The 16,504-nt window shown below is 41.6% G+C and carries 22 protein-coding genes; 21 read left to right on the forward strand and 1 reads right to left on the reverse strand.

The window, feature by feature from the left end; translation table 11 throughout:
- Positions 1–60: 60 nt before the first annotated feature.
- The 19 genes from sctW to C5471_RS04755 all read left to right on the forward strand — a co-directional run bounded on the left by sctW (position 61) and on the right by C5471_RS04755 (position 13,690).
- On the forward strand, positions 61–933 hold the full coding sequence (gene sctW, locus C5471_RS04665) for a type III secretion system gatekeeper subunit SctW (protein WP_133815316.1): 873 nt from the start codon (positions 61–63) through the stop codon (positions 931–933).
- A complete protein-coding gene (locus C5471_RS04670; protein WP_133815317.1) occupies positions 914–1,201 on the forward strand; it encodes a TyeA family type III secretion system gatekeeper subunit in 288 nt (95 codons plus the stop codon). Before sctW ends, C5471_RS04670 begins: the two co-directional genes overlap by 20 nt.
- Positions 1,198–1,569, forward strand: a complete 372-nt coding sequence (gene sycN / locus C5471_RS04675; protein WP_133815318.1) for a type III secretion chaperone SycN — start codon at positions 1,198–1,200, stop codon at positions 1,567–1,569. The genes C5471_RS04670 and sycN overlap by 4 nt, the downstream gene beginning before the upstream one ends.
- Positions 1,566–1,931 (forward strand): YscX family type III secretion system protein SctX, encoded by a 366-nt coding sequence (gene sctX / locus C5471_RS04680; protein ID WP_133815319.1) that lies wholly within the window; start codon positions 1,566–1,568, stop codon positions 1,929–1,931. Before sycN ends, sctX begins: the two co-directional genes overlap by 4 nt.
- 2 nt (positions 1,932–1,933) lie before the next feature.
- Entirely contained in the window at positions 1,934–2,263 is a 330-nt protein-coding gene (gene sctY / locus C5471_RS04685) for a type III secretion system chaperone SctY (RefSeq protein ID WP_133815320.1), read from the forward strand.
- A complete protein-coding gene (sctV, locus tag C5471_RS04690; RefSeq protein ID WP_133815321.1) occupies positions 2,260–4,377 on the forward strand; it encodes a type III secretion system export apparatus subunit SctV in 2,118 nt (705 codons plus the stop codon). The genes sctY and sctV overlap by 4 nt, the downstream gene beginning before the upstream one ends.
- The gene (locus tag C5471_RS04695) at positions 4,374–4,802 is read left to right on the forward strand and encodes an LcrR family type III secretion system chaperone (protein WP_133815322.1); all 429 of its coding nucleotides are present in this window, start codon (positions 4,374–4,376) and stop codon (positions 4,800–4,802) included. The genes sctV and C5471_RS04695 overlap by 4 nt, the downstream gene beginning before the upstream one ends.
- Before the next feature lie 46 nt (positions 4,803–4,848).
- Positions 4,849–5,127: an LcrG family type III secretion system chaperone gene (locus C5471_RS04700; RefSeq protein WP_133815323.1), complete on the forward strand. Its 279-nt coding sequence runs from the start codon at positions 4,849–4,851 to the stop codon at positions 5,125–5,127.
- A gap of 10 nt (positions 5,128–5,137) precedes the next feature.
- Entirely contained in the window at positions 5,138–6,076 is a 939-nt protein-coding gene (locus tag C5471_RS04705) for a virulence-associated V antigen (RefSeq protein WP_133815324.1), read from the forward strand.
- Between the two features lie 9 nt (positions 6,077–6,085).
- On the forward strand, positions 6,086–6,595 hold the full coding sequence (locus C5471_RS04710) for a SycD/LcrH family type III secretion system chaperone (RefSeq protein ID WP_133815325.1): 510 nt from the start codon (positions 6,086–6,088) through the stop codon (positions 6,593–6,595).
- Positions 6,576–7,760 (forward strand): type III secretion system translocon subunit SseC family protein, encoded by a 1,185-nt coding sequence (sctE, locus tag C5471_RS04715; protein ID WP_133815326.1) that lies wholly within the window; start codon positions 6,576–6,578, stop codon positions 7,758–7,760. Before C5471_RS04710 ends, sctE begins: the two co-directional genes overlap by 20 nt.
- Before the next feature lie 11 nt (positions 7,761–7,771).
- A complete protein-coding gene (locus C5471_RS04720) occupies positions 7,772–8,656 on the forward strand; it encodes a YopD family type III secretion system translocon subunit (RefSeq protein WP_133815327.1) in 885 nt (294 codons plus the stop codon).
- Between the two features lie 408 nt (positions 8,657–9,064).
- Positions 9,065–9,508, forward strand: a complete 444-nt coding sequence (locus C5471_RS04725) for a type III secretion system chaperone (RefSeq protein WP_133815328.1) — start codon at positions 9,065–9,067, stop codon at positions 9,506–9,508.
- Positions 9,505–9,738, forward strand: a complete 234-nt coding sequence (locus C5471_RS04730; protein ID WP_133815329.1) for a T3SS regulon translocated regulator ExsE family protein — start codon at positions 9,505–9,507, stop codon at positions 9,736–9,738. Before C5471_RS04725 ends, C5471_RS04730 begins: the two co-directional genes overlap by 4 nt.
- Positions 9,735–10,124, forward strand: a complete 390-nt coding sequence (locus C5471_RS04735) for a YscW family type III secretion system pilotin (protein ID WP_133815330.1) — start codon at positions 9,735–9,737, stop codon at positions 10,122–10,124. Before C5471_RS04730 ends, C5471_RS04735 begins: the two co-directional genes overlap by 4 nt.
- Positions 10,125–10,927: 803 nt before the next feature.
- Positions 10,928–11,962 (forward strand): glycosyltransferase, encoded by a 1,035-nt coding sequence (locus C5471_RS04740; protein ID WP_166295669.1) that lies wholly within the window; start codon positions 10,928–10,930, stop codon positions 11,960–11,962.
- A gap of 531 nt (positions 11,963–12,493) precedes the next feature.
- Complete coding sequence (locus C5471_RS04745; protein ID WP_046973759.1) at positions 12,494–12,826, forward strand: phage holin, lambda family; 333 nt, start codon at positions 12,494–12,496, stop codon at positions 12,824–12,826.
- Positions 12,827–12,829: 3 nt separating this feature from the next.
- Positions 12,830–13,231, forward strand: coding sequence for a structural protein (locus C5471_RS04750; RefSeq protein WP_133815332.1), 402 nt, complete (start codon positions 12,830–12,832; stop codon positions 13,229–13,231).
- Positions 13,232–13,237: 6 nt separating this feature from the next.
- Entirely contained in the window at positions 13,238–13,690 is a 453-nt protein-coding gene (locus C5471_RS04755) for a lysis protein (protein WP_242688567.1), read from the forward strand.
- A 76-nt stretch (positions 13,691–13,766) separates the two neighbouring features.
- On the opposite strand, the gene C5471_RS04760 is transcribed toward C5471_RS04755, so the two are convergent.
- Positions 13,767–14,162, reverse strand: a complete 396-nt coding sequence (locus C5471_RS04760; RefSeq protein ID WP_133815333.1) for a VOC family protein — start codon at positions 14,160–14,162, stop codon at positions 13,767–13,769.
- A 723-nt stretch (positions 14,163–14,885) separates the two neighbouring features.
- Here C5471_RS04760 and C5471_RS04765 point away from each other — a divergent pair.
- Positions 14,886–16,031 (forward strand): polysaccharide export protein, encoded by a 1,146-nt coding sequence (locus tag C5471_RS04765; RefSeq protein WP_133815334.1) that lies wholly within the window; start codon positions 14,886–14,888, stop codon positions 16,029–16,031.
- The gene (locus tag C5471_RS04770) at positions 16,031–16,459 is read left to right on the forward strand and encodes an arsenate reductase/protein-tyrosine-phosphatase family protein (RefSeq protein WP_133815335.1); all 429 of its coding nucleotides are present in this window, start codon (positions 16,031–16,033) and stop codon (positions 16,457–16,459) included. Before C5471_RS04765 ends, C5471_RS04770 begins: the two co-directional genes overlap by 1 nt.
- Positions 16,460–16,504 lie beyond the last annotated feature (45 nt).

The following is a 16,504-nucleotide window of genomic DNA, read 5'->3' on the forward strand; positions in this document are numbered from 1 at the left end:
GCACCGGGACGGTATCTTTATAATTTGTCCATTATTAACTCTGATATGACAGGATAGGCTATGGATATTATCCAGAATCATCTTCATTCGATGACTTTGTCAGAACCTGATGCCGGGATTACAGCACAACAAGAGCAGGCCAGGGTCGGTCAGTTTCAGGGAGAGAAAGTGGTATTGGTTACTGCATCCCAGTCTTTTGCTGACGCGGCCGAAGAGCTTACTTTTGCATTTTCGGAACGCAAGGATATGCCGCTCTCTAGACGTAAAGTTAGCGATGGACATGCTAGGGTGCGGGAAATTGAGGCATTGGTGGGTGAATACTTGCAGAAAGTGCCGGATCTGGAGCGTCAACAAAAGGTTAAAGCGTTGATCTCTCATTTAAATAGTAGCCAATTGACTAATATCGCTCAGTTACAGGCTTATTTGGAAAGTTTCTCTGGCGAGGTGAGTGAACAGTTCTATGCACTGAGTCAGGCCCGTGATGCGTTGGCAGGCAGGCCAGAAGCTCGTGCCATATTGACATTGGTTGAGCAGGAGTTGTCACGTTTAGCGCAAGAGCAAGGTATTGCTATCGAGTTAGGAGCTCGCATTACTCCTGATGCCACGGCAGCTGCCAGAGATGGAGTTGGTAATTTGCAGGCATTGCGTAACATCTATCGTGATGCCGTTATGGATTATCAAGGGCTGTCAGCGGCCTGGCGAGATATCCAGGCCAATTTCAAGAGCAGCTCCCTGATGGAAGTGACCGGGTTCATCATGAAAGCCCTGAGCGCTGATCTGGACAGCCAACCGCGACAACTTGATCCCATTAAGCTGGAACGTGTGATGAGTGACATGCACAAGCTCCGTTTGCTTAACAGTTTGTCGGTTCAGGTTGAACAGTTATGGAAAAGCGTGGTAGAGGGGGAAAATCATGGCATACGGGCCTTCTGACCTTATGGGTGATGTCGTTTCTCTGATTGAGAAACGCTGGGCCAATGTGCGGGATGTCGAAATGCTCGGTCAGGCTTTGGGATTGCAGAATAGCCAAACGCAAATTCATTTCTACCGGGAGTTGAAGCGATTGATTCGATTGATTCCGGTGGAGGTGTTCAGTGATGAAGAACAGCGGCAAAATTTGCTTAATTCTTGTCAACTGGCGCTTGATACAGCAATTGAGAGAGAAGAAGACGAATTGTGGTCAGGAGAGGGAGCATCATGAACTGGATAGAACCACAATTGCTCCAGTTTTGTCAGGATTTGGGGATGGAGATGTCTGATGCTGCCAGTCCCTTGATCCAAATCGATTTTGAATATTCTGGTACGTTACAGATTGAACGTTATGGTGGATCATTAACGCTTTGGCTGGCCCATGAAATTCCCTGGCATCAGGGGAGAGACGCAATGGTTAAGGCAATGTTACTCACCTTTAGCGGTCAGGGGCCAGAACTGCCCTTGCGTTGTGGTTGGTTGGGAGAAGATCGCTTGTTGTTGTTTGTGACACTGGATGAACGGCATATAACTCTGCCTTTGCTGCATCAGGCATTTCGCTCCTTGCTAAGAGTACAGCGTGAGGTGCTCGCTTCGTGAGCAGAATCGCCTCCGCCCATATAGGTATTGAGCAACTAACGGCGATCAGCCGGGAAGAAATAGGGGTTGGTTTGCCTGATCGCTATACGTTATTGCCCGATGGTCAATCCGTTGAGACTCACTCTGCGCGTCTTTATCCAGCCAATAAAGCTGATCAGGCTTTGTTGGCCTTTGCCTGTCCACAAGATGGGTTTCACTCTCTGTTACGTCCCCATGACTTCCGTCAGGCTGTCAGTAGCTTGCGTGCAACTTTGCAACAAGGTGATGACATCAAGGTACAGCAAGCTGTTTCCCTGCTGGAAAAGATGAATCAAGATGAACAGTTGCTGCAAATGGCCCTGCACCTGTTGCACAAGGTATAACCATGACTTTAAGTTCTAAACAGCAAAGTGCTTTGCTGTTACTCGGCTGGCTTCAACTCCAGTACGGTCACCCTGACCGAGCTCGTATTTTATTGGATGCATTATTGGTTTTGCATCCTGAACATCAGGAAGGACGCCGTGCTTTGGTGGTTTCATTACTTAAACTGCAAGAAGGGAGCATGGCGAAAGAACATTGTGCTCTCTTACGGGATCAGGGAGAACAAAGTGAGGCTCTTTGGCTTTGTGTCAGCCGCGCTTGCCAACAGGAAGGGAACCTGGAAGAAGCACGCAGTGCTTATCAGCGTTATCTCTCTCAAGGGACCGTACTATGAATCGCGGGCTTGAGTTATTAAGTCGGATCGGCGAACGCAAAGATATTATGCTGGCAATACTGTTGTTAGCAGTTGTCTTCATGATGATTCTGCCACTTCCTCCTTTTCTGCTGGACATTTTGATCGCCATTAATATAACCATCTCTGTCGTACTAATGATGATGGCGGTTTATATAAACTCCCCCTTGCAGTTTTCTGCCTTCCCCGCGGTATTGCTGGTGACAACCCTGTTTCGTCTGGCGCTTTCAATCAGTACCACCCGGATGATCCTCTTGCAGGCTGACGCCGGGAAGATTGTCTATACCTTTGGTAATTTCGTAGTTGGTGGAAACCTGATCGTGGGGATAGTGATCTTTTTGATCATCACCATCGTACAATTTATCGTCATCACCAAAGGTTCAGAACGTGTGGCTGAGGTTAGCGCGCGTTTTTCTCTTGATGCTATGCCCGGCAAACAGATGAGCATTGATGGAGATATGCGTGCTGGCGTTATCGACGTCAATGAAGCCAGGGAGAGACGCAGCACTATCGAGAAAGAGAGCCAGATGTTTGGTTCGATGGATGGTGCGATGAAATTTGTTAAAGGTGATGCTATTGCCAGTCTCCTCATCATCTTTGTCAACATCTTGGGTGGGATAACCATAGGCGTCACTCAGAAAGGGATGTCTGCTGCTGATGCATTGCAGCTTTACGCCATTTTGACCGTGGGTGATGGCATGGTTTCCCAGGTACCGGCACTACTGATTGCCATCACGGCGGGTATCATTGTTACCCGTGTTTCGTCAGAAGACTCTTCGGATCTGGGTAATGAGATTGGTGAACAGATCATTGCTCAACCAAAAGCGTTGTTGATTGGTGGTGTTTTATTGGCGTTGTTTGGCCTTATTCCTGGATTCCCGACATTAATCTTTTTTATGCTTGCGCTGGTGGTGACCGGTGGCGGTTATTTTTTGTTCCAGCGTCAGCGGCAAGTCAACGTGAGTCAGCAAGCTGATCTTCCCAGCCTGTTAGCCCAAGGGGCAGGTGCCCCGGCAGCCAAATCTAAGCCTAAGATGGGCAGTAAAGCCAAAGGCGGGAAGCTCGGTGAGAAAGAGGAATTCGCGATGACGGTTCCTTTACTCATTGATGTGGATGCCGGATTACAGGCTGAGTTGGAAGCCATTTCGCTTAACGATGAATTAATACGGGTACGACGCGCCCTCTATTTGGATTTGGGAGTCCCCTTTCCTGGTATCCACTTACGCTTTAATGAGGGTATGAAAGCGGGAGAGTACTTAATCCAGCTACAAGAGGTACCCGTTGCCCGTGGTCGGCTGCGTTCAGAACATCTGTTGGTACAGGAACCAGTCAGTCAACTGGAATTGCTGGCTATCCCTTATGAGGAAGGAGAACCACTGTTACCTAATCAACCTACGTTGTGGGTAGCCGAAGCACATCAGGAACGCTTGGCTAAGTCCGGGATGGCGGCTCTGTCAATGTCTCAGGTGATCACTTGGCATTTGTCACATGTGTTACGGGAGTACGCTGAAGATTTTATTGGTGTGCAAGAGACCCGCTATCTTCTGGAGCAGATGGAGGGCAGTTATGGTGAGTTGGTTAAGGAGGCCATGCGCATCATCCCATTGCAACGGATGACTGAGATACTGCAACGGCTGGTGGGAGAAGATATCTCTATTCGCAATACACGTGCGATCCTCGAAGCTATGGTGGTATGGGGGCAAAAGGAGAAAGATGTGGTGCAGTTGACGGAATATATTCGTAGTAGCCTCAAGCGTTACATCTGCTACAAGTATGCTAATGGTAACAACATCCTGCCCGCTTATTTGTTAGATCAGCAGGTAGAAGAACAGATCCGGGGAGGTATTCGTCAGACGAGTGCAGGGAGTTATTTGGCGCTGGACCCGGCGGTGACGCAAAGTTTCCTTGAACAGATGAAAAAAACGGTGGGTGATTTAACGCAGATGCAGAATAAGCCGGTGTTGATCGTATCAATGGATATTCGTCGCTATGTACGCAAGTTAATTGAAGGTGATCACCACGGCTTGCCGGTGCTTTCATATCAGGAGTTAACTCAACAGATCAATATTCAGCCTCTTGGTAGGGTTTGTCTATGAATCATGATCCACTGACTCCTTGGTTTGAGGCGCGCGGTTATTCGGTGCAGCCTCATTGTATGGGGAGTAGCCCGATTCCTCTTGGCTGGCGCGTGTGGTGTGAAGATTGTGAAATCGCTTGGCGCTATGATGCACCGAGAGTTTGGATCGTCATGTTACGTCGTTCCCGGCAGCGCCGGGGACTGGCTAATCCATTTGCTCCCCTTTATCTGTTGGCAACAGCAACGATGGAAGTGCTTGGACCAGGTAGCAGGCTTTATGGTCAAGTCAACACTTTGGCTGATTCACCCCTTAATGATCAACGTCTGGCACGCTTTTATCTCCGTTGGACAGGAGCGAGCGAGTTAACCCCTGGCTGGTTCGAGTTAGAGGCCAATCGTGTTATATCGTTACATCAAATGAGAAAACGACAAAAAAAAGTCTAACTCTGACAGGAAGAATCAATATCTGTCTTTATTATAGGAGTCACTGATGCAAGAGGAACCCAATGCCAAAGTACTGCAAGCTGCTGAAACAGCTATTAGGGACAGTGATCACAGGCTGAAACTATTGCAAGAGATGTGGCAGTCTCTGGACATCAATCCCAATGTGGGAGCAGAGCTGTTTGGTCATGCTGATACTTCTTTGGTTCAGAATGCCGAGCAGGAGCTGTTAACAGAAGTTAATCGCTTACGAAGCAGTCATCCTCACTCTCTGGAAGAGGGAAAGCGTCTCCGTCGCCCACCTCGTATGCGTGGCATTATTGTATAAGGATTTAAAGATGGAAATTAGGCCATATCAAAATGACCCACAGCTTTTCTTAGCAGATCTGGATAAGGTTTCGCTGGATAGACTACAAGGTTCTGGATCTTCTGAGCTTGATAGTTTGGTTAAGCTTATTTTCGATAAGGGGATTAAGATTGAAGCGAAATATGATTCGGGTGGGAGCAAGGTTATTACTGGCGATGAAGAGCTGTTGAAAAAATTGATTGCCTATTTCCTGCCAGCGGATGCGGTTGTTAAGGGTGGTCACTTCGATAGCCAAATAAAAAATGGGATCGAAAATCTTAAATCCTTCTTGAATAATCCGACATTAAAAACTGACTGGGCATTAAGGGATTTCTTGGCTGCTGTTCATTTTAATTTAACGCCGGATCGTCTTGATGATGACGTCATTGAAGTATTTACCTCTGTCATGTTAGGTCATGATAAAAAACGACTCGAATTGCGTGATGAGTTGGCTGCATTGACTGCGGAGCTAAAGGTTTACAGTGTTATTCAGTCGGAGATTAATGCGAAATTAGCAGCTAATGGGAAGCTTGAGATTGATAAGACTAGTTCCTTCGACTTACTGGATTATAAGAAATATGGTTTTAGTGATCCGGCCATTTTTGAGAAGAGTGCTGAATATAAGTTGCTAATCAAGATATCTAATGGATCACGGAACCTCTCCATTAAGGACTTTTTAGAAAGCCCCAACAAGCAAAGTGGAGCTATGAGTGGTCTGGCGACCTCGTATGAATATGATAAGGATAATAACAAACTGGCCAACTTTTCTACTTCGGTCAATGATCGCGTAAATCCACTAAACAATACTGTTCAGGAAAAAACTACACGTCTAAATGATGTGAGTTCTCGTTACAACGCCTCTATTGAAGCGTTAAACCGTTTTATCCAGAAATATGACAGCGTTATGAGCAATATTCTCGGCGCAATTTAAGGAATGATTATGGAGCACCAAGAAACATCTGCCACTTCTGACCAGTATGCACAAGAGTTGGAGTCCTTTCTTCATGACGGCGGTACCCTTGCCATGTTGAAGGATGTCTCCAGTGATACGCTGGAGCAGCTTTATTCATTAGCGTTTAACCAGTACCAATCAGGTAAATGGCAGGATGCGCATAAGATATTCCAAGCCTTATGCATGTTGGATCATTATGACTCCCGGTTCTTCCTCGGATTGGGTGCGTGCCGTCAGGCAATGGGACAATTGGAACAGGCGATCCAAAGTTATAGCTACGGAGCGATGCTTGATATTAATGAGCCTCGCTTTCCATTTCATGCTGCCGAATGCCTCCTGCAATTAGGAGAGCTTGATGGGGCCGAGAGTGGCTTCTACTCGGCTCAACAGCTAGCGGCAGCTTTGCCGGAACGGGCTGCTTTAGCTGCCAGTTCTAGCGCAATGTTAGAAGCCATCACAATAAAAAGGACTCAGGAAGATGAATCTGATCGTAAATGATTCACTACGGGGCGGTTCTCCAGTTGGTGATATCCCTACGACTACACCTTTTAAAAAGGATTATCATGTTACGCCTAGTCAGGCGGGTAATGTACAACCTAATGTAGTCACGACACGGGGAGTGGCATTACCGGCACCATTAGCCGTGAGTAATACTCGTCTTGATGTTCAGCAACAAGGGAAAATAGCTAGTCTGGTCGCATCGGTTACGCAAGGAGCTGCGTTGGCAGCAGGGCTGACAACAAAGCTGACAGTAGAATTGAAAGAAACTTCGCGGTTGGCTTCTCTGGCATTCTCCTCGCCAGCGGAATTCGAAATTGAGTTGGGTAAGCTGACCAGCGATATTGAGCGTACTCAAACGAATCTAAAGATCCAGGATATCCAGCGGGCGCGCCAGGAAAGCTTGCAGAAAATGGATGAAAACCAGCAGAAGATTAAAGACGCCGAAAACGCTGCCAAAGAGGCACAGAAATCCGGGTTGTTCTCCAAAATCTTCGGCTGGATCAGTGCGATTGCTTCAATTGTGATCGGGGCAGTCATGGTTGCTACCGGGGTCGGTGCGGTAGCAGGCGCTATGCTGATTGCCGGAGGGGTAATGGGCGTGGTGTCTCAGGGGCTGCAACAAGCGGCTCAAGACGGTTTAATCAGCAAGGAAACCATGAAGTGGCTGGGGCCAGTGATAACTGCGATTGAGGTTACGATGGCGGTGGTAGCAGTGGCAGTCAGTTTCGGTGGTTCAACTGCTGGCTTGATAGCCAAAATGGGCGCTAAGATGGGCACTAAAGTGGCTGAAATGACGGCTAAAATGGCAGTAAAGGCGGCAGAGCTTTCGGCAAAAGTTGCCGGTACAGCGGCTAATACAGCTAATACTATGTCTCGTAGCGTGAAAGTAGGTATTCTGGTGAGTGAAGTGGCCGTTAATTTAGCAAATGGCGCTGCTCAAACTGCCAATTCTGCGTTCCAGGCTAAATCGACTAATCGACAAGCAGATGTGCAACTTTCACGTAGTGAGTTGACGGCATTCCAGGCTGTTATGGATAAGCTTAAAGAAGAGCTGTCCCAGATGGTGGAATCTTTCCAACATGTGATGGAAATGGTTTTCAAGATGCTCAATGCCAGGGGTGACATGATGAACAATCTTGCCAGCCGACCGCATGAAATTTAGGGAGTAAAAAGATGGGAACTATTAATAATATCAGTAGTCATCAGGTGATCAATGTCAATAACAGTGTTGATGTTGTGACTGATAAAAGTTCGGTGACAACAATACATGAAGCAGCTATCCAACAGCTGGAAAAAGCTGGGCGTATGGATAAAGTTGACTTGATTGTACCGAAGCAGAGCCTTGATCTTAGCCAGTTAGGTAATGTCAAGCAAGAATTGAGTAATACACTGGATATGTTGTCGCTACTTTTTGAGATTGCCAAGAAGATGCGTGAATTGGGTATTTTGCAGCGTGATACTGAAAATAAAGCGACTATTGATGCTCAGAAGTCACAAGTGGATGAGATGCGTCATGGTGCCACGCTGATGATTGCTATGGCTGTTGTTTCAGGTGTGATGGCGTTTGGTTCAGCGTTGATGGGGGGCTTCTCTGCTTTTAAAAATAGTCAGTTGATTAAGCAGCAGAAGGTGCTGGACAGTAATATTGCTGGCCGTAACAAATTAGTCGACATCAAGATGCAACAGTCGGGTAAGAGTAGCGATGTGGATCGGGCAGCGATGAGTAAAGTATGGAATGAAGCGCAAAATGCTGATAAGAATGCTCTGAAATCTCTTACCTTAGTTTTTGATAATCGCAACAGCAAGCAGCAGATCTCCAGTTCGGTGATGAACGGTTTAAGAGATATGTCTAATAATGCAGTGCAGGTAAGACAGGGGTTTTCTCAGGCCAAAGCCAAAGAGCACGAAGTCGATGCGTCTATTGCCCAGAGTGAAAAACAAAAGATTCAAGATCAGATATCATCGAATATCGAATTCATGAAAGATGTCTTGCAACTTTTGCAACAACTCTCTCAGGGCTATAATCAGGCATGGCGTGCGGCGGCTGGTGTGGTGTAATTCTGGTAGCCGATAAACGTTGATATTGTAAGCATGAGCGCCCAGAAAAGGGCGCTCAACTTGTTAATAACGCTTTGGTTTTTTGGTCAGGGCTTTGATTTACCAAGACTAGTATAAAACTAAGATGACCAAGAGAACTTATCTCACGATAGTATCTCCTTGAAATAGTCATCTTCGCAGGACAATTTATAGAGCAGAATGCGTTACAGAAAAAGCACTTCACTGATGATTTGTCACTTGGTTTACACTCACTGGAGTGACCTTTTTATTAAAAGAACTGCCTCTGAGTGACAGAGGCATAAAAGATGATGGTAGTAAACTAACTCCCTTTTCTACGGGAGTAACCCGTTTGCTTAACCGCACGGTAGCTTCAAGTTTGCCTGATTTCCTTCTCTGCGGGAGTAATCCATGGATGTGATAGTTATCATCAACCAAGTTTTGGCTGAATTTGCTGCCAAATTTGGCTTGCCACATTTAGCGTTAAATCATGAAGGTGTAGCTGCTCTCTGTTTTGACGAGCATCTTAACCTCTCTTTAATCTTAATTCCTGAACGTGACCAACTCGTTTTACAGGTAGATGTTGCTGATATCACTGCTGTCGGGGAAGGAATTTTCCGTCAATTAGCCAGTTTTAATCGTCATTGGTATCAGTTTGATCTTCACTTTGGTTTTGATGAGTCAACTCTGATGGTGCAGCTTTATCGGCAAATGTCAGCCAGTCAGCTGAATCTGGCTACTTTTGAGGAGAGCCTTTCGAGTATGTTGGATCATGCCGAGTTTTGGCAGGAGTTATTGCAGGCTCAACTTCCAACTGACTCTCAACTGAGTACATCTCTGGGAATGCGAGTATGAAAATTGATAATTCATTGCCTATTCGTTTAACAAATGTATCTGATGAGAATGATAATCTTTGTTGTGGTCGCCGGGTTATACCTGGGCATGTACCGCAAAACGTTCATGAGCCGCTTTCTGCTGTGCTGAGTAGAGGCCTTGTAATAGAGCCTGAACATGAGACAGTATTACAGCGCTTACTGGATGGGCAGTACACCCCGTTATCACAACGTAGAATTAGTCTGTTATGACCAAAATAGGGCTGGTATTGCTGTGTTTGCTGATTACCGGGTGTGTCAGTGAGGTAATCAAGAATGAAGCATCACCACTGATTGAAGGGGATGTGACCATGCCAATTTCTCTGTCCAGAACAGCAAACGTTGAGCTGTCATTGCTTACTGCTGTTGAAGGAAAAGTATTGACAGTGGGTGAGATGAATTATCGCTTAGATATGTTACCTCTCACTTTTTCTATGCGTTTAAATCCACAATTTTCCCATGATGAGTTGTTTTTAAGAACCTGCCTGCGCTGGGATGGGAAACGAGCGGTACAGGCAAAGAGTCAACAACGAATCATGACAGGAAAAAGAATTGTAATGCAATTGTCTCCTTTACCTTGTTATCCAGAATGTTTATAAGCCTGAATAGCCAATATCTTGGGCTATTTAATTTACATTATCTTATGTTGAATAATTTTATAGGATATTTTCTTGTTTATATTATCTAATATGTGATTTAATTGATTTTAAATATCTATGCAATAATACATTGCATGAATCACTATTCTTATATTAAAGATTGGATAATCTTTCTGATAATGTATTTCGCTGTTGTTTCCTGATTATTCCTATCGCTTTGCTATACTTGACTTTTTTACCTTCAAATTAATGTGTTTTTTATCCAGTCACGGCTAAATAAAATATATCATAGTTGGCATTGCAATATCTGTAAAATCGATTAATGAACGATATTGTTTACCGACTAGCATGACAGCTTTCTTATATTCTTATCCCAATATTTATATTACAAACGATGAGGGTGATTTTTTATTTCTTTTGTGTCAGAGTATTTATGCATATTAAAGTGATGGCTGGAAATAAGATATTCTTACCTAAAACCGATATGCTGAAAGACCAGGATAATAACGTTAATAGTGGATAACGATGTGATCCGTAGAGTCCATCAGATAGAGGTATGACTGTTTAATCATTCCAGATTTACTCTATCTTATTTACGGGTTTATCTATCTTGGATTAATAAAATTGAATTGCTATGGCTATTATTACATGAAACAGTAACATGTAAATTCTCTATTTTTTTCTTTTCATTATTATACTTCACTATTAACTATTTCAGTAAAATTGTTTAATCTGATCTACCAATGGCCCTTAAAATATTGTATGGTTTTCGAATAGTAATGAGGAAAAGGGACATTTTCATCATGAAAATAAAAGTAATTAACTCATTAGAAGGATTAAATATGTTTCAGTTTGATATTACTATTATTATACCTATTTTTAATGATGAAAATAATATAGTCTATTTTCTAGACTCAATATCTTCGCAAGAAAATATTAATTTTGAAGTCATCATTATTAATGATGGTTCAACTGATAATAGCTTGACGGCAATCAAAGAATATAAAAAAAGAGATAATAGAATAAGAATCTTCAATCAAGAGAATAGTGGTGTTTCAATAGCCAGGAATTATGGCATAAAGTATGCCCTAGGAGAGTGGATCTTATTTATTGATAGTGATGATTGGCTAAAACCACAAATATTAAGGAAATGGCTTGATCAAGCTGTTGAACAAAGATTAGATGTGTTAATTGGTAATGGCGTGAGTTTTACAGAAGATCCATTCTCACAAGAAAATAAAAGAATAACACGTAGACAGCCTTATGGCCGTGTGTTAATGGGTGAAGAGTGGATAGAATATTGCGTTAAATGTAGAGAATGGCCACATTTTGTTTGGTTACAACTGATTAAAAAAGAGCTGATTATAAACAACCAATTAAAATTTAAAGAAAATACCCTTCATGAGGATATTTTATGGACAATTAATTTGTCACTTATAGCGAATAGAATCGGTTTTTGTGAGGAGTTATTGTATTGTTATCGACATAATCTGAAATCAATAACTCGATCAAGAGAAATTAAAAAATTGTATCATAGAGCTGATAGTTATATTACTGTAGTTGATTCAATTATTAAAATATCAAAAGAAATTAAAGGTAAAAATTCGTTAAGAAGAGCACTTAATCGTCATGCAATAAGAGAGGTTGGAAGTTTTTTTATTTTATACAGAAAAAAGATACAAGATCCTGCTTTAAAAAGATTGTTAGCTAAACGGTTTGTCAATCAAATTGCGTTGAGAGATTTATTATCTGGTGTGCATAATTATCATGAATTATGGTTTATTATCCGTTGTAAGTTAATTTTAATATTAAATAAACTCATAAATTGGTGGCTGTGATGTTATGAATGTAAAGTTCCCCTCTGAGCATTCATTTTTCCATGTTAGGAGATTGTAAAATGCCAGGGCCCAGATAGGCAGAAATAAGATTATTATAATAATCTAGAAATACATTCCGAATTTTAAGTGTATGGTGAACATATTACTACTCAAAAATATAAAATCCAAGGTGGTAATAAGTCTTGAATTTTAATTTAAGGGTGAAATGTCGAAAAATTAAAAAATAAATTTTTATTTTTATAGAAAAATCTCTGATAGCTGTCAGAGAAAGTTTTATTTAATTGGAATGGTTAATGCGTTAATAAGTGATATATTTGTTAATTGTTATTATTCCCTGATACATAATGATACACAACCGGTGTTTGTTGATGAGCACGGAATTATACTAAATGTAAGTAATCACCTTACAAAATTTAAGGCTGCGCTATGTGTGGCCTTTTCTTATTCTACTGATTTCGCAGTATTCCTATTAACTCAAATTTAAGGCTACACGGCAGCCTGTGGACTCCCATTGTATCAATGGGAGAAAGGATGAAATACATGGATAAACAGCCTGACATTTGGATGCAGCTATGGTTATGGCTGCTGTCAGTCAAAGAGCAAGGTATAGGTGCGGCACTGGCTGCTGCAATGGCTTATCTCAGGGGTAGATATAACGGAGGTAAGTTCTGGACGACAATTATGGATGCCATCATGTGCGCCATGATTGCCTGGTTTATTCGTGATGTGCTGGATTTCTTTGGTATGAGCACGGATTTGGCTTACATCGGTAGTGTCATTATTGGTTATCTGGGCACTGACTATTTTGGTCAGATCTTAAGAAAAGTGGTTAATAACAAAACAGGCAATAAGCAGAAGGAGTAAATGATGAGCAGAGGCATTCGAAACAATAACCCCGGCAATATCCGTTGGGGTGATGACTGGCAAGGTTTGGTTCCTGAATCGCAGCGTACCGATAACGCTTTTTGTCAGTTTGTCACTCCTGAATATGGTATTCGAGCAATGATTAAAATTTTGCATAATTACCATCGGAAATATGGTCTCAAAACAGTGACAGGGATCATTTCCCGATGGGCTCCCCCTAATGAGAATAATACCGTAGGTTATGTAAATCGTGTATGTAAAGACACCGGTGTTACCTGCGACCAGGTTGTTGATGTGTTTAATCAGGCATTTATGACAAAACTGATTAAGGCCATTATTACCGTAGAGAATGGGAGTCAGCCCTATGACAACGAGGTTATTGATAAAGCTTTTTCACTTTTGTAGGGCGATATGATGAAGTTTAACTCACACGGTTACACCTTCGTTGCCCTGGTTCTTGTCTCGTTGGTGGCTCATCATTATTACGGTAAGTACACCAAACAGCTTAATACGACAGTCCAGCTACAGAGCAAGTTGCTGGAGCAACAAAATGAAATTGTCAGTCAGCAGGAGAGGATAAAACGCCTGTCTGAACTGGATGATCAATATATAAAGGAGCTTACCAATGCCAAATCTGAAATTGATGCTCTTCGTGGTGATGTTGCCGCTGGCCACCGCCGGTTGCGTATCGCAGCAACCTGTAATCAAAGCGAAGCCGGTTCCTCCGGCAGCATGGGCAATGCAGGAGCCCCACGATTTAACCCGGCAGCTGAACAAGATTATTTCGATCTCCGAAGAATGATTGTTGAGAACGAGAACCAAACTAAATATTTGCAGGACTACATCAAAACTCAGTGTCAATAGCTGAGTTTTGATCATGTTATTTCACAACGTAAAGCAGAGTAGGTGCGGGTTGGTTATCAGGCAAGTATGCTTAAAGTTAAACAGGGGATACTGTGTTTTGTAACACAACCCGATAACCATCAATATCTTCAAATGTTTTACCATTAACATCCCAATATGGATTGTAAGAAGGGACAGTGATAAAACCAGCGGTTTCCATTAACGATATTTGATGTAACCACGCTGAATGGTCTGATATATAGAAGGCCAGTAAATTATCTTGTGTGGGAGCTCTGCCTACTGTTGTACCATGATGATGTGTAAATTCGAGATGCCAGGGATGATCTGGATGTCCTAATATGATGCCATCAAAGTTTTCATGATTTTCGAATTGAGCTAAAATAATAAACCCTAAACCTTGGCAGTACATGTAGGCAATCTGATTTAAATTGTCGGTTGGTCTGGCTATTCTTAGGATGGTTGATTTTTGCATGATAGCCTCAGTTGATAAAATTTTTAGGTAATATATTCAATTTTCAGGTTTTCTGTCTCTAATATAAAACTATCAATGATAGTAGTAGATAATCGTGAAAAGTACAAAGTGGTGCTGTTGAAAATTAGAGCAATCTGAAAGTGTGAATAATTGAATTATTAGTCCGAAAATATTCAATATCACCGAGATATTGTTTATGATGGAGCCAATTTTAGTGTTATATCATTTATCTTGTTTGATAAATCTATTTGCTGATTTTTTAGTCTTTCATCATCATATAAAATCACAAGGTCACTTATGTGAGCACTGATTTGACACAAGCAGGTGTGTATTTTTCCCTCTAATGTAATCTCAATCATGCATTCAATTTCGATAAATTCTGATGAATGTTCTTGTTATCTTGCATCAGAGGGATGTAGTTCTTACTTTCTATTTGCAATAATACCTTATCAAATACATTCTATAATTAAATAGTTAATAAAAATATTATTTGCTTGGTTTATATTTTATTTAATAGTTTTAGTTTATCTCAAGTATTAAGTTGATTTCTATTGATTTTTATAAAGTGATATGACCAGTAACATAGAGACTTGTGATACTTAAGCAAAATTTTTATATTATATTATATCTTATTATATTATAATCTGGTTTTCTTAGGGAGATTATAATTAATACTAATTGATGTATTTTTTTTATTTATTATTTTTTAAGGATAAATTTCTGATGAATATTAAGGAATTAATTATAGTTCTGGCATCATCCGGCTCTATGTTATTAGGTGGTTGTACTGTTACTCCTGGGAGTAGTCTTCCTGTTTATAATAAAGAAATAATCAATGATAATGATAGTAACTATGATATTAATAATTTGGTAAATGTTTATCCGGTAACACCAGGGTTAATTGAAAAATTACGAGTAAATTCAGCTATTGCACGCCCTAATCCTGAATTAGATAAAGAATTACAGCAATATGAGTACCGTATTGGTGTGGGTGATGTCATTATGGTTACTGTCTGGGATCATCCTGAATTGACAATACCAGCGGGGCAGTATCGTAGTGCCAGTGATACGGGTAACTGGGTGCATTCTGACGGAACGATTTTTTATCCATATATTGGCAAACTTCATGTGAAAGGGAAAACGGTCACTCAAGTGCGTACTTTGATTACAGAGAAGTTATCAAAATATATCGAATCTCCTCAGATTGATGTCAATATTGCTGCTTTTCGTTCACAAAAAGCCTATATAACAGGCGAAGTTGCCAAGTCTGATCAACAGCCTATCACCAATGTTCCTTTAACTATTATTGATGCGATTAACCATGCTGGTGGCTTGACTGAAAATGCTGACTGGAAAAGGGTTATTTTGACTCATAAGGGAAAGGAGACGATTATTTCTCTCCAGGATTTAATGCAAAATGGTGATCTGAAGCAAAATCGTCTGCTCTATTCTGGCGATATCTTATATATTCCTCGCAATGATGATTTGAAAGTATTTGTTATGGGGGAAGTTAGAAAACAGAGCACTTTGCGTATGGATCGCAGTGGTATGACCTTGACAGAAGCATTAGGTAACGCTGAAGGTATGGATCAATTATCAAGCGATGCAAGTGGAATTTTTGTTATCCGGTCATTGCGCAATGTGCCTGATAATAATGGAAAAATAGCTAATGTCTATCAGCTCAATGCCAAGGATGCAACGGCGTTAATTCTGGGAACTGAGTTTAATTTGCAACCTTATGATATTGTTTATGTTACTAGTGCTCCAATTGTTCGCTGGAACCGGGTTATCAGTCAACTGGTGCCAACGATATCAAGCATTAATAACCTGACTGAAACAACCCGATGGATTCGTACGTGGCCTAATTAATGTTTAATTCTATTTTGATTGTGTGTGTGGGTAATCTTTGTCGATCTCCAACAGGGGAGCGTTTATTGCGGCAGCTATTTCCCCAGAAAGAGATTTATTCTGCGGGAATATCGGCTTTGACAGGAAAATCTGCTCATGAGCTTTCAAGTAAGGTTGCGTCCAGACATGGATTGTCTTTGGAAGGGCATACCGCACGTCAGCTAACCAGTGAATTATGTCAGCAATCAAGTCTGATTTTGGTTATGGAAAAAAAACATATTGAGGCGGTAAACCGGATAAACCTAGGGGTAAGAGGGAAAACAATGCTTTTTGGTCATTGGTTAAGTGAAATGGAGATTCCTGACCCTTATAAATCCGATATTGAGGTTTATGAATATGTATATCAATTGTTATTTAAGAGTGCTAATGGTTGGTTAGGTAAATTATAACTTATAAGTATTTTTTGATTCTGGGTTTTTTATTTTTCATTACTT

This window comes from Photorhabdus tasmaniensis (assembly GCF_011189505.1).
Classification (GTDB): Bacteria; Pseudomonadota; Gammaproteobacteria; order Enterobacterales; family Enterobacteriaceae; genus Photorhabdus; species Photorhabdus tasmaniensis.